Here is a 13748-nt window from a genome sequence, read left to right as displayed (position 1 = left end):
GGCCGCCGCTTTCGGCGAAATCGGCAAATTTTTCCGCCGCGGCTGAAAGGTCGCCGTCTGCCGCTCCATTTATTTCCCACGGGCTGATTCTTCTCAACTCGCAGGAAACAAAGTAGGAGCGGCAAATGTCCACCTTCTCTCACTTCTCGTCACTCCAATCTCGCAAGCGCAAACCACGACGGACGCCGCACCAGCGGGCACGTCTCGAGTCGCTCGAATCGCGGCAGCTGATGGCCGCCGATCTCGACGATCTAGCCGGGCTCAGCGATGAGTTCGACGACAGCAGCACCATCGCCGACTGGAGCCGGCTTTACCAGACCGAAAACTGGAACGCCGATCAGCTCAATCTGTGGGACATCGATCAGACGCAACCCGGACGCATGGTGATGCAGCCGCATACCGTCGTCTGGTATCAGAACTGGCGCGGACCGATGACCTACAAGGAAGTGACCGGCGACTTCGTCTTCACCACCGAAGTCCATATCACTGACCGTGACGATATCGGCGGCAGCGACGCGGACGACGTCCCCGGCGACGGCCAGTTTTCGCTCGGCGGTGTAATGATTCGCACTCCGCGCGACATCGTTGATCCGACCACCGATTGGCAACTCGGCTCCATGATGGACGACGGGACAAACAACGGCGAGAACTACGTCTTCCTCTCGATGGGCTACGGCAACGGCGGGAACAACTTCTCGCTCGAGGTGAAGACGACTCGCAATAGCGACTCGCAGCTAGAGCTGACGCCGATCGACTCGAACACGGTGCAACTGCAAATCGCGCGAATCGGCAACTCGATCATCACGCTGATTCGTTTACCCGGCGAAGATTGGCAAGTCCATCGCCGCTACACCCGGGACGACATGCCGGAAACACTGCAGGTCGGCTTGGTCACCTACACCAACTGGGAAAAAGCGTCCGACTTCGATCCCTTTACCCACAACAGCAGCGTGCTCGTCCCCGGCCAAGTCGTTGATCCGACGCCGGGAGAAGCGTTCGATCCCGATCTGACCGCCGGGTTTGAATTCGCGCGGTACGCCCGCCCACAAGTGCCAACCGAACTGGAAGGGGTCGATCTGGTCAATACCGCGACCACCGAGCAGCTGCTCGCCTTCCTCGGCGACAACGCCTACGCGACGACCGTTCCGACACCGGAAGATCCGGTTGATCTCTCCGCCGTGCTCGACGCAATCCAGGATCAAATGCTGAGCGCCAGCCAAGGCTCGCTCGTCGTCGCACTTCCCGCTGCACTGGCCGATGGTACGCCGCTCGCCTACAGTGCGACGGTCGTCGGCAGCCAGGAGTATGAGCTTGATCAGCAGTACGACTTCTACGCGGAAGCGAGCTACTATCAAAACTGGGGCGGACACGATGAGCGTTGGATCCATGGCAACGGAACTGATTGGTTCTTCCTGCTGCCGACCGGGCAGCTGTTCGCCTGGAGCGGTACGTTTGAATCGAGCGTCGAGGTAGCGCAGCTTGACTCGGGGGTCTACGACGACCCGACCTTGCTGTTCGACGTCCCCCCTACGGCGAATGTGAGCGTCAGCGGTAATGAGCTGACCTTCATTCCGGTCGCCGGTTTCCTCGGCGATATCGAGTTGAATATCGAGATTCATCTTGGCAGCGTCGCCGATCCAATCGCTGCGACCAAACCAATCGTCGTGACGGTCGCCAACTCGGCGCCGGTGGTCGTGCCGATCGCCGATCAATCGATGTCGCGCCTGGTCGATGAGATCTTCGTGCCGCTCTCCGCCACCGATGCGGACGGCGATCCGATCGTGTGGAACGTCACGGTGGTTGAGTCGCTCGCCTATCAGATCGACCAGCAATATCAGCTGCCGCTGACCACCAACTATCACGACAACTGGGCCGGTCAGAACGAACGTTGGCTGCAAGGCGCCGGTGGCGTTTGGCTTTATCTTTTGCCGGATGGAAGTCTGCACCAGTGGGACGGTTCTTTCGCCACGAGCCCGCTGCTCGCCCAGTTCGCCCCGTCGTTCTACAACGATCCGTCGCTGCTGACTGAAGCGGAAGCGCTGCCGGTCGCACTCTCCATCGTGGGCGATCAATTGGTCATCAATCCGGCCGACGATTACTTCGGCACGTTTGAAGTCATCGTCACTGCGACCGACGGTCTGGAACCGGTCATTACGCAGTTCGCCGTCGAGGTGACGAACACCGAGCTTTCACTCCCGACGATCGGCGATCTGCAAATCGACGCCGACAGCCTCTTCGAAATGGAGATCTCCGCCGTCAGCCCGCTGCCGGCGGAACAGCTGATTTACTCGGCTCAGCTTGTCGGCTCTCCGGCCGAACAGTTGGATCAGCAGTACGACCTGCAAGTCGCCGCCGACTTCCATACCAACTGGGGCGGCCAACAGGAGAAATGGTTGCAGGCCGCCGACGGTTCGTGGTTCTACTTCCTGCCAGGCGGCGACTTCTATCGCTGGAACGGCAGCTTTGCCGCGAGCGAATTCCTGGCCAGCTTTGACACGTCGTACTATGACAATCCGAACCTCCTGGCCGATCCGCAGTCATTGCCGGTCAGCGTGATGATGACCGGCTCTACCCTGTCGATCGAACCAGGCGCCGGATACTTGGGGACGCTTGAGATTGAAGTAAGCGTTTTTGATGGGGCGAATACGGCGACGCAAATCGTCAGCGTCGAAGTCGCTGAGCCGCAGGCAACCCTCGAACCGCTGCCGGTGTTGATCGTCATCGCCAACCAGGACTTCTATTACCAAGAGTACGCCGACACCCGGGCGTCGCTCGAAGCGGCCGGCATCTCGGTCGTCGTCGCGGCGGCGACCTTGGATACCGCGACTCCGCACACCGGTTCCGGCGAAGGTCCCGACGGCGGACATGTGCAGCCGGACGTCACGCTGTTTGACGTTTCGGCAGTCGACTATTCGACCATCGTCTTTGTCGGCGGCTGGGGATCGTCGCAGTACCAGTACGCCTATGAAGGAACGTACGACAACGGCGCCTACAACGGCTCGGTCGCGCTGCATGAAGCGACGAACAACCTGATCAACGACTTCGTCGCTCAGGACAAATACGTCACGGCAATCTGCCATGGCGTTTCGGTGTTGGCCTATGCCCGCGTTGACGGCGCCAGTCCGATAGCTGGACATACTGTTTCGGCCTGGGGAGAGACGGCGCCAAGCGCCGGCGGCGTCACCGTCACCACGCGGTCGCAGATTGAGGCGAACGGCGCGACGATGGTCAATTCGGCCAGCGTCGGCGATCCGACGACCGCAACCGACGACGTCGTCGTCGACGGGCGAATCATCACGGCCGAAAACTACGACTCGGCCGCCCTCTTCGGTTCGGTAATCGCCGATCTGATCAGCGAAGAAGAGTATGTCGAGCATATCGACGAAGTTTTGGCCAACTGGCCGTAGAACTCGCGGTGAATCTGCCGCTGAAACGAAAAAAGCCTTGTGTCGCAAGTTATTGCGACGCAAGGCTTTTTGTTGAGTGGGCGGTACAGGGCTCGAACCTGTGACCTCTACGATGTCAACGTAACGCTCTAGCCAACTGAGCTAACCGCCCGTTTCAAAACCGACAGTCCTGTCTATCGAGACCGGACCACGTCTTGGAAGTCACCAAGTGTAGGATTTGCCGTGCGACCTCGTCAAGTGGCCGCCGCCGGCGATTTCCAGCTTTTTCTCCTCTGCAAAAACGCGATAAGTCGCTTTGTATCAATTAGATACGCCGCAGGGCCATTTCTCGGCCGAAAAGCTGCCCTGCGGATGTTTTCCGCTTTTTCAGACGCATCTCGGGGGAGATTGGTTCGGTTTTGCCCCAACTTACGGTGGCCCGTTGCCTTGCTGCGAATTCGGAAAAGAATTAACGTGAAGCGTTTGGCACCTTAGATCCTTCGAACTTGCGCATATGGCCGGAAAAACACGCAGTAAAGTCATCGAGTACGTCGAACCGATCGGCGCCCGGGTTCTGGTTCGCAAAGACGAGCCGAAGCGAGAGACCAAAGGGGGGATCGCCCTGCCCGACCAGGCCGAAATCCCGACCATCACCGGCCGCGTCGTCGCCATCTCGGCCCAGATCGAGAACAACTCCGACTTCCCGCTGCGTCAGTACGACAAGATCCTGTTCCACCCGAAAGACGCGATTCCGGTCGATTTCGAGTCGGACAATCAGCTCTTCGTGATTCCGATCGAAGACGTCGTCGCCGTCTTCCGCCGCGACCCGATCGACAGCAAGAAGCGCAAAGCGGCCGACGACGAAGACTAGTCGGCCAACATGAATCAACCAGCAAGACGCGTGCAAGAAGCGCGTCTTGTTTCGTTTCTTGCGACTACTCGGCCTTCCGTTGGCTCGGATCACAATCTTCCAGGCTACGCAGCTGCAAATTCAGCGCATCGACTGAGATTTGAATCTCGTAAACGGAAATCGCCAGTGATAGCGCCATCAGCAACAAGCTGATCCCGAACGTCACCTTCGCGACCAGCACCTGGTCAAAGAAGAGAACGAACATACAGATCGTGCAGAGGAGCAGACTCAGCACGCCGCAGGCCTGCATGTTGCGGATCAGGATTACCCGCAGCCGCAAGTTGCTGATCTGTGCGACGATCATCTCATCCGGGTTGGCCAGATGGCGATCATGCAGCGAACGGATCAGGGTCGCCAGCGCCAGAAAGCGATTGGTATAAGCGAGCAGCAGCAGCGAAATCGCCGGAAACAAAACGGCCGGTGCGGTGAGATCCATCGACGTCGATCATGCTTGGGGGGAAAGGAAACCGGAACGGGAACGTTCGTCTACTTCTCTTCATACCCTTTCCCGGTCTTCTCGGCGACTAGCTTGGCCGCTTGTTTTTCGGCCGCCGCTTCGTCGGCGAACTCTTTCACGTTGGTCGTCCCATTAGCGCCGATCTTTCCATACCGGACGCTGACCGACGTCCCGATCACCTCGATTTCCCAGAACTTACTCGACTTGCCGTCGACCAGCTCGAAGTACCGCTTCTCGCCGCCGGAAGAACTTGCCGCTGGCGCCACGGCGACCGGCTTCGCTTTCGCTACTTTCTTCGCCGGCGGGTCAATCTTGACCGCTGCTTTCTGATCCTCGCTCAAGCGGACGAACGACGGAAACCGCGGAACGCCCCCGTCGGAGAGTTCCTGGAAGCGATAAGTAATCACGCTTCCCAGTTCCGGCGGATTGGATCGCTGAGCGTCCGAAAACCCGGTACCGACCGAGAACTCGGTTCCGTCCGGCATCTGCACCGTCAGCGCGCCAAGTCGTCCCTTGTATTTCCCTTTTCCTGGCTGGTGACCAATGACGATCGCTTCGGCATCGTGGAACGTCTTGACCTTCAGCAGCGTGAACGAGCGGCCGATCTCATACTTCGAGCCTGGTTCGCGCAGCATCAACCCTTCGCCGCCAAGCGCGTTGACCCGCGCCAGTTCCGATTGCAAATGATCAGCGCCGGTACAGCGCTCGTGCGTGTGGACCGAGGCGAACTCCAGCTTTTCGCCACGCAGAGTTTCGTGCAGGTACTCGAGCCGCTCTTCAAATGGCGTTTCCATCGCCGGCGCGTCGAACGCCAGGAAGCGAACTTCGCGCCAATGGTCGCTCTTGTCTTGACGGCGGACGACGCTGACCGTCCGCTGAAACTTCCCGCGGTCGATCCACAACTCGCCGTCGAGCGGGGTTGATGGGAATCCGGCGACGAACCAGTCGGGCGCGTGATACTCATTCCCCTGACGTGAAAGAAACTTCTCGCCATCCCAATAGGCGCGGACCCCGTCCAACTTTTCGCTCATCCACCAGTCCGAGAGATCAGCCGCATTGTCCCACGACTGCGCGAGCAAAATCGGCGGCCCTTCTTTTTCGCTCGCCGGCTTCACGGGCTTCGCGGGAAGCGCGCCCCCGATCCGGGCCAGTTCGGCGTCATCGCCGCGGAGCTTTCGCAGATGCTTGCAGGTCCGCGTTTCAATCGCGATCGATTGGTTGCGCCAAGCAGGACACGTGCAGGAGTAAACGCCCCCGACGTTCCTCAGCACATACGGCTTGGCGCCGGAACCTTTCATCTCGACCGATTCGCCATCTTGTAGATCCGCCATGCGCATTTCCCACAACTGGAGAGGAGTTGAAAAGGATTCTCAGACAAGGAGCAGGCCATTGTAGCGCACGCCGCAGTGCGTCGCCACAATTCGTGGGGGACGCCGATTCTGTTATTTTTCGTAACCTTTTTCGATAAAATGCTATTCGCCGGACGCACCACTTCATTTCCCACCTTCGCCCCCTTCGGTCTTTGGTTATGAAACGTCTCCTTGCGTCTCTCCTGCTGTTGATCGTCGTTGCAAGCAATGTCGCCGCGGCCGAACCGCCGCGCGATCTGGTCCTCGCCTACTACTATCCGTGGTATCTGAAAGGAGACTGGACGCGGCATGGTTACTTTGGCGAGCCGACCCTTGGCAACTACGGCACCGACGATCCCCAGATCGCCGAGCAACATATTCGCTGGGGGAAAGAAGCGGGGCTCGACGGGTTCGTCGTCTCGTGGGGCGGGCCACAAGATATGACCGACAAACATTTTCGCGCCGGTTATCTGAAATCGGAAAACTCCGCCGATCTGAAATACGCGTTCATCTACGAGTCGCTCGGCCGGCTCGATGGCGCCGATGGAAAGACAAACGAGCGGATCGATTTCTCCAACCGCCGCGTCGTCCGTCGCTTTCAAGAGGATCTCGCCTATCTCAACAAACAGTTTTGCGGCGACGATCGCTATTTGAAAGTTGATGGTCGCCCGGTGATCGTCCTCTACGTAACGCGCACGTTTCGCAACTTTAACGCCGAGATCTTAAAGAAGATCGAAGAGGAGGTGGGGCAAAAGTTTTACTTCATCGCCGACGAGTCGTTCATTTTGGGTGAGCAGAAGGATCCCGCCACCGCCGAGAACGGTCTGCGCGACGGCAAGCCGCTGTTCGACGCCTACACCGCCTACAACATGTTTGAAAGCGACCTGGTGAAAGAAGGAGAGCCGGCGGTCGACTACATGCGACGAGAAGCGATTCCTGTTTTCCAGACGTGGTCGGCCGAGACCGTCTTCTGCCCAACGCTGATGCCGAAGTACCATGACTTCCGCGGAAAACGTACGTTGACCGGTACTCCGGCAGAGTACAAATCGATGGTCGCCATGATGCAGGCGTTGCCCAAGAAGCCCGTCGGCCACGGTATCGGCGCGATCTACCTGATCACTAGCTGGAACGAATGGTGGGAAGGGACGACGATTGAGCCGGACACGACCGACGGCAAAGCGTTCCTCGAAGCCAATCGCGAAGCTTTTGGGCGATAGCCAAAAGAAAAGCGGCGTCGAGCCCCACTCGACGCCGCTTTCGCCCTGAACGAACTGGTCATTCGCCTACGTCGTGAACTCGACGACGAGCGTTTCCAGTCCGCTGGCCAAATTCTTCAGCGAAGAGCTGGACGTGTCGGTCTGCTGCGCCGCAGCGGCCGTTTCGGCGATCACCGAATCGACGCTGGTCAGCCCGCGAGAAATCTCTCCGCTGGCGGCCGCCGATTCGCTAATGCCGATCGTCAATGCCGACACTGCGCTCACGGTGTCTTGAACCGAAGTCGAAATCTGTCGCGTTGCCGTGCTTTGCTGTTCAACCGCCGCCGCAATCGTTCGCGCGGCGGAGCTGACCGAACCGATGGCGCCGGTGATCTCGTTGATCGACGCCACCGACTCGCCGGCCGCCGATTGAATCGCTTGCACCTGACGGCGGATCTCTTCCGTCGCATTGGCCGTTTGCTGGGCGAGCAATTTGACCTCGGTCGCCACGACGGCGAATCCTTTGCCTGCCTCGCCGGCTCGAGCCGCTTCGATCGTCGCGTTCAGCGCCAACAGATTGGTCTGTTCGGCGATGTCGCGAATCACATCGACCACCTTGCCGATCGCATCCGCTTCGTGGCTCAACTGCGTGATCTGTTCGTTGCTGCGGGTAACGGTGCGGCTGACGCCGTCGGTCGTCGCCGCGGTCTGTTCGGCGTTCGACGCGATCTCGCGGACCGAATTGGCCATATCCCCAATGTTGCTGGCGACGCCGTTGATGTTGCCGCTGATGTTCTTGCAGGTCGCGTCCAATTGCGCCAGGCTTGCAGTCATCTCTTCGGCCGCCGCAGCCATCGTCGTCGTCGAAGTCCGGGCATTGCGAACGCCGCTCGACAACTGCGTCGCAGTCGAGGCCAATTCAAAGGCCGAGTGGTTCAGAGTAGTTGAGTTGGTCCGAACGTTACCGACCAATCCTTGCAAGCGAGCGGCGAATTTGTTGAACCACTTCGCCACATCGCCAAATTCATCGGTAGAGTCCGGCAACCGCTTTCGCAAGTCCGAATCCCCTTCGGCGATGTCACGCATGCTGCCGATCAGATGGGCGAAGCGACTTCGCAGCGAGCGGAGCATCCAAACGCCGCCGCAGACGCAAACGCCGATCGTGATCAGCGCTGCAGTGAAAGTGCTGCGAGCGACGAAGCTAGCGTGGGATCGAAGTTGCTCCGACGCTTGCAAAATCTCGGTCGACGCCGCCTCTTCCATTTTCTTGTACAAGTCGATCTGAGCGGTCTTGGCGGCGAACCACTTGGTCGCCTCTTTTTCAAAGGCGCCCATCTCGGCCCGCTCGATCGCCGCGGCGCGATAGTCGGCGACCAACTTTGACGCCGCCGCTTCCTGCGCCTCGTCGAGCATCGTCGTCAACTGCGGCGTAGCGCTCCCCCGGAAGTCATTCAAATAGGCTTCCTGCGTCGAGATCAGGCGAATCAAACGCACAAACTCGTCGCGGCTCATCGCGTCGCTGCTGAAGACTTTGGCGAGGACCGCTCGTTCGATTCCGGCCTGCTCTTTCGCCATCAACAAGTGAAGGTACGAGTTCAAGCGGCGCTGCAGCGGGCCGTCTGCGACGTCAAAGACGTTGGATGCGATCGCGTCGATCAGCAGCTTGTTCGTATCGGTATAGTAGGCGATCGCCAGCGGCGGCGGAATCTGTCGGGCGGTGATTCGCTGGCGGACCGACTGCAACTCTTGGAGACGCTCCATCGCCGACTCGCTACGCTGCATGACTTGCGGATCGAGCTCACTCCGGACCGAATCGAGCGTCGTGCGCAGATCGGCGAGGCGCTTGTCGGTTTCGTCTCGCTGCTCGGGCAACTCTTTCGCAAAGTTGACTCCGCCGCTGCCGAGATACCCGGCCGACATTCCTCGTTCTTTTTGCGTCTCGTGCAGCAAATTGCCGATGGCGATCGAAACCTCCGACATCCGGCGTACGTCCGCGGCGTCCTCGGCGACCACGGCGGAATTGCGATACGCTTGCCAGGCGAACGCGACGACGCCGAGTATCAGCAACGTCAGAATCGCGGTTAGTTTCGTTTGAATCTTCATCGGGGCGAAATCCTGAATGCACTTGGTTGCGGGAGAGGGGGAACAGGGAGGTATACCTCCGAATTGCCATGCCAAGAAAAAAGCCGTGTGATTCTGAGTTAACTGAACATGGCCACTTATTGATCACTTCCCCCCAGTTCCAGCGAAGCGTCGCAACGACTGCAACGAATATCACGGATCGCCGGCCTCTATTCCGTCTGGTGATCACTGCGGAACCGCGCAAAAAAAATTCGGTCGCTTCTGGAGCTCGGTCGCTTCAACTGGCGCGAAACGCGCAGCGCATGAAAAACGCCGACCAAGTTGGTCGGCGTTTTCGCGTGGTTGGAACGGCATCCCTGCGGCTTGCGCCTCGGGCTACGATGTCTTTCGCTTTAGATGTCGTAGTACATGCAGAACTCATACGGGTGCGGTCGCAAGCGGATCGCGTCCGATTCGTTCTTCTTCTTGTACGCGATCCAGGTGTCGACCACGTCTTGCGTGAAGACGTCACCCTTCAGCAGGAAGTCATGATCGTCGGCCAGGGCACTGAGCGCTTCGTCCAGGCTCCCCGGAGTCTTCGGCACAGCAGCCATTTCTTCCGGCGGCAGATCATAGATATCTTTGTCGAGCGGATCGCCGGGGTCGATCTTGTTCTGGATGCCGTCGATCGCGGCCATCGTCAGCGCCGCGAAGGCCAGGTACGGATTGCAGCTCGGGTCGGGGCAGCGGAATTCGATCCGCTTCGCCTTCGGGCTCGGGCTATACATCGGAATACGGCACGAGGCGGAACGATTCCGCTGCGAATAAGCCAGATTGACCGGCGCTTCGTAGCCCGGCACCAGACGCTTGTAGCTGTTGGTGGTCGGGTTGGTGAAAGCCAACAGCGCCGGAGCGTGCTTCAGGATGCCGCCGATCATGTAAAGGGCCGTTTCGCTTAGACCGGCGTAACCGCTGCCGGCCATCAGCGTGTCGTCTTTCCAGAAAGACAAGTGAGTATGCATGCCGCTGCCGTTGTCGCCGAACATCGGCTTCGGCATGAAGGTCGCGGTCTTGTTGTACTTCTTGGCGACGTTCTTGACGATGTACTTGTAGATCAACATCTGGTCCGCCATCTTGACCATCTCTTGAAACTTCAAGTCGATTTCGCACTGGCCGCCGGTAGCGACTTCGTGATGCTGGCACTCGACGTCGAGTCCGCACTCGATCATCGTCTGCATCATCTCGTTGCGGATGTCCATCATCTGATCGGACGGCGGGACCGGGAAGTAACCTTCCTTGTGCCGCAGCTTGTAGCCCAGGTTCGGACCTTCGTCCCGACCGCGGTTCCATTCCCCCTCGACGCTGTCGAGGAAGTAGAAGCCGTGATGCGCCGTTTGGTCGAAGCGGACGTCGTCGAAGACGAAAAACTCCGCTTCCGGACCGAAGAACGCCTTGTCGGCGATGCCGGTCGAGCGAAGGTAGTTGACCGCTTTGCGAGCGACGTTGCGCGGATCGCGCGAGTAATCTTCGCGGGTGATCGGATCCTGAATGTTGCAGATCAGGACCAGCGTCGGCAACGTACAGAACGGGTCGATGAACGCGGTGTCGGCCTGCGGTACGATCAGCATGTCGCTTTCGTTGATCGCTTGCCAACCGCGAATGCTGGAGCCGTCGAAGCCGAGACCATCTTCAAAGACGTCTTCGACCAACTTGCCGACCGGAATGGTCGTATGCTGCCAAAGTCCGGGGAAGTCCATAAAGCGGAAGTCGACCGCTTTCACATCCTTTTCGCGACAGAGCGCTAATACTTCTTTGGGCGTCACGTCAATTTCCCCTTTGCCTGAAAAAGAAACAAGTTCTGCGCGACTTCCGCCAGTCGCATCCTGCCGTCCCCTGGGCGCATTGTTCTTTGTACCACTTGCCGCAGCGGCGGTCATCTGGCTACGTCGCCAAATTCTGGCCGCCGGCGGAAGAAAACAGTAGGCTGCTGGTACGCTGGTTTGTAGACGAACCATGAATTTTGTCGGGCATCCGGGGGTGATCCATTGGACAACGCCACGATCCTGTTTCGCGTTCGCTGGGGAATTTGGCTTCTGACTGTCGCTGCGCTCGTCGCCGGCATGGTCATTCTCGTTCTGGCCGTGCAGAGAACACGTCGCGCGGCGATCATCAGCGCCGACAAAGGACGCCTGTATCAGATCAGCCTGGCGGTGAGCGTGACAATCGACGAAGGCGCCTCACCGTTTGCCGACGCGACTCCGGACGACACCTGGAAAAGGATTGTGAGTCGCATCGGCTTCCTCGAGCAAGAAGAGATCATCGACCTCTTCGCAGAACCGTACGACCACACGGAAACGCGGTCCGACATCCTGGCGATTCGCCTCCCCGACGATCCGCTGGACGACGAGCCTCGGTACGAACTGATCTGCGTTGAGCACGCGTCGCTGTTCGTCCCGATCGAAGACCCTGCTCTCTTGACCGCTGACGAGTTCTATCAGCATTCGCGCCAGTTGCTGGCAACCGATCCCGCAGCGGCCCGATCGTTCGTCGTCGTGCAGCACGAGTACCCTCAATCGCCGCAAGAGATGACGCTCGGCGAATATGTCGAGCGATTGCGGCCGCAAACCGACCAAGATCGAACCAGGTCGTCTCAAACTCTGCGCTGAACCGCTACTTTGCGCTCAATGTCTGGAGTTTCTCACTCTTTGAGCATTCCCCGGCCAGCGCAGGCGTTCTCGCTCAATTTTTCCTGAATCCAGGAATTCTTTTCGAGAAAGTCGTTTCGCTTTCTCTCCGAAGCGTCATACCGCTATCAAGGCATTTCCTTTTTGCGTTGCATCTCGGCGGACGGTGCGACGCCCATTCTCATTCCTACATTCTGTTCAATCCGAGGTAAACAATGACGTTTTCTCACCGAAAGTCGGCTGGATTCACACTGGTCGAATTGCTGGTCGTGATCGCTATCATCGGCGTCCTGATCGCCCTGCTCCTCCCCGCCGTTCAACAAGCCCGCGAAGCGGCTCGCCGCATGCACTGCTCCAACAATCTGAAGCAGCTCGGCTTGGCGCTCCACAATTACCACGACACGTTTCAAGTCTTCCCGCACGCGAGTTCTCCCTACGGAATCGGCGCCCAAAGACTGACTGCCCACACCTGGGTCGAGTTCATCCTCCCGTTTATCGAACAACACGGACTGCACGATCAAATCGACTTCAACATCTACGTCAACCAAGGGGTGAACATCAATCTGTTCGTCAATCTAGAGTTGCCGGCGTTTCAGTGCCCGTCCAATCCGTACTCCAATACGCTGAAAATGAAAAACGGAACCGTCGGCTTCCAAAACTGGACGTCGAGTCGCCCGACGCAAGGGTTGTACTATCCGCTCTGCGCCGGCTCGGTTCGTCCTGACGCAACGCCGCTCGATTGTCCCGGCGACGGCACCTATTGTTCGACTCCCGCTCCGACCGCCGGATGCGTTACCGATCCCTTCTGCCGTCCTGACCTGGTTCCGGGCTTAATCCCCGGGATGTTCGCCCGCGGTCGCAACCATACTCGCATCGCAGACATCACCGACGGCACGAGCAACGTCTTCATGGCGGGAGAACGAAACGCGGAAGAAATGAAATACGGGGGCTGCTTCAGCGACAACTTCCCGGTGGCGTTCACCGGTCAAAAGCCGAACAGCAAAACGCGACAACCGGACAACATCAACGCCTACCAACAAAACGGCGGCTTCTCGAGCTATCACATCGGCGGCGTGCAGATGGTCCTCGCTTCCGGTTCGGTGATCTTCATCAATGAGAATCTCGATCACCAGACGTTCTGCCGCTTGGGAGACAAAGCGGACGGCAATGTCGTTTCGCTGAGCAACTAGCCCGCCTGACCTCCTTCCCAATCATCCAACCTCAATTCGAGTTAAACGCATGAAGTCAACGCTTCGCCTTTTCGCTTACTTCTGCCTGATCAGCGGCCTCTTGCCGCTATCAGGCTGCTTTTCGCAGCCAGGCTTACCAGGCTTGGTGAAGGTGACCGGAAACGTCACGTACGACGGATCGCCGGTCACCTTCGGCAACGTGATGTTCTTTCCCGACGGCGATCGGGGACAAACCGGCAGCGGGGAAATCGCCTCGGACGGTTCGTACACGGTGGCAACCAGTCCTTCGTCGATTGGCCTATTGCCGGGCAAGTACAAGGTCTCGGTCATTTCGCAGTTGTCGAGCGCCGGCATGAAAGACGACGGTACGCCGATCCCAGCCAAGACCGCGATTCCGCGTAAGTACGGCAAGATCACGACCTCGGGCTTGGAACTCGACGTTCCAGTCGACGGATCGCCGATCGTATTGGACATCGCGATGACCGGCAAAATCGACTGACGCGATAAGCTTCACG

10 protein-coding genes and 1 tRNA gene are annotated in these 13748 nt (G+C 58.8%); 6 read left to right on the top strand and 5 right to left on the bottom strand.

What is annotated here, in order from left to right; all coding sequences use genetic code 11:
• Positions 1-125: 125 nt before the first annotated feature.
• On the top strand, positions 126-3407 hold the full coding sequence (locus LOC68_RS17670) for a hypothetical protein (RefSeq protein ID WP_230221176.1): 3282 nt from the start codon (positions 126-128) through the stop codon (positions 3405-3407).
• A gap of 77 nt (positions 3408-3484) precedes the next feature.
• On the opposite strand, the gene LOC68_RS17665 is transcribed toward LOC68_RS17670, so the two are convergent.
• A tRNA-Val gene (locus LOC68_RS17665) sits at positions 3485-3558 on the bottom strand.
• A gap of 342 nt (positions 3559-3900) precedes the next feature.
• Between LOC68_RS17665 and LOC68_RS17660 the strand changes: the two genes are divergently transcribed.
• Entirely contained in the window at positions 3901-4257 is a 357-nt protein-coding gene (locus LOC68_RS17660) for a co-chaperone GroES (RefSeq protein ID WP_230221174.1), read from the top strand.
• 64 nt (positions 4258-4321) lie between these two features.
• Here the strand turns inward: LOC68_RS17660 and LOC68_RS17655 are convergent, their stop codons facing one another.
• Complete coding sequence (locus LOC68_RS17655; RefSeq protein WP_230221172.1) at positions 4322-4732, bottom strand: DUF2721 domain-containing protein; 411 nt, start codon at positions 4730-4732, stop codon at positions 4322-4324.
• A gap of 50 nt (positions 4733-4782) precedes the next feature.
• Complete coding sequence (locus LOC68_RS17650; RefSeq protein WP_230221170.1) at positions 4783-6084, bottom strand: DNA ligase; 1302 nt, start codon at positions 6082-6084, stop codon at positions 4783-4785.
• 197 nt (positions 6085-6281) lie between these two features.
• On the opposite strand from LOC68_RS17650, the gene LOC68_RS17645 reads away from it, so the two are divergent.
• Positions 6282-7319 (top strand): glycoside hydrolase family 99-like domain-containing protein, encoded by a 1038-nt coding sequence (locus tag LOC68_RS17645; RefSeq protein WP_230221168.1) that lies wholly within the window; start codon positions 6282-6284, stop codon positions 7317-7319.
• A 66-nt stretch (positions 7320-7385) separates the two neighbouring features.
• On the opposite strand, the gene LOC68_RS17640 is transcribed toward LOC68_RS17645, so the two are convergent.
• Positions 7386-9401: a methyl-accepting chemotaxis protein gene (locus LOC68_RS17640; RefSeq protein ID WP_230221166.1), complete on the bottom strand. Its 2016-nt coding sequence runs from the start codon at positions 9399-9401 to the stop codon at positions 7386-7388.
• A gap of 371 nt (positions 9402-9772) precedes the next feature.
• Complete coding sequence (gene glnA, locus LOC68_RS17635) at positions 9773-11182, bottom strand: type I glutamate--ammonia ligase (RefSeq protein ID WP_230221164.1); 1410 nt, start codon at positions 11180-11182, stop codon at positions 9773-9775.
• A gap of 222 nt (positions 11183-11404) precedes the next feature.
• On the opposite strand from glnA, the gene LOC68_RS17630 reads away from it, so the two are divergent.
• The 3 genes from LOC68_RS17630 (at position 11405) to LOC68_RS17620 (ending at position 13732) form a co-directional block, all read left to right on the top strand.
• The gene (locus tag LOC68_RS17630; RefSeq protein ID WP_230221162.1) at positions 11405-12025 is read left to right on the top strand and encodes a hypothetical protein; all 621 of its coding nucleotides are present in this window, start codon (positions 11405-11407) and stop codon (positions 12023-12025) included.
• Positions 12026-12258: 233 nt separating this feature from the next.
• Positions 12259-13233 carry a DUF1559 domain-containing protein gene (locus LOC68_RS17625; protein WP_230221160.1) on the top strand — a complete coding sequence of 325 codons (975 nt, stop codon included), beginning with the start codon at positions 12259-12261 and terminating at the stop codon, positions 13231-13233.
• 49 nt (positions 13234-13282) lie between these two features.
• Positions 13283-13732 (top strand): hypothetical protein, encoded by a 450-nt coding sequence (locus LOC68_RS17620; RefSeq protein ID WP_230221159.1) that lies wholly within the window; start codon positions 13283-13285, stop codon positions 13730-13732.
• Positions 13733-13748: the final 16 nt, after the last annotated feature.

Source organism: Blastopirellula sediminis (genome assembly GCF_020966755.1).
Lineage (GTDB): Bacteria > Planctomycetota > Planctomycetia > Pirellulales > Pirellulaceae > Blastopirellula > Blastopirellula sediminis.
Note: the sequence above shows the minus strand (reverse complement) of the source record. Positions and strands in the feature narration are given on the sequence as shown.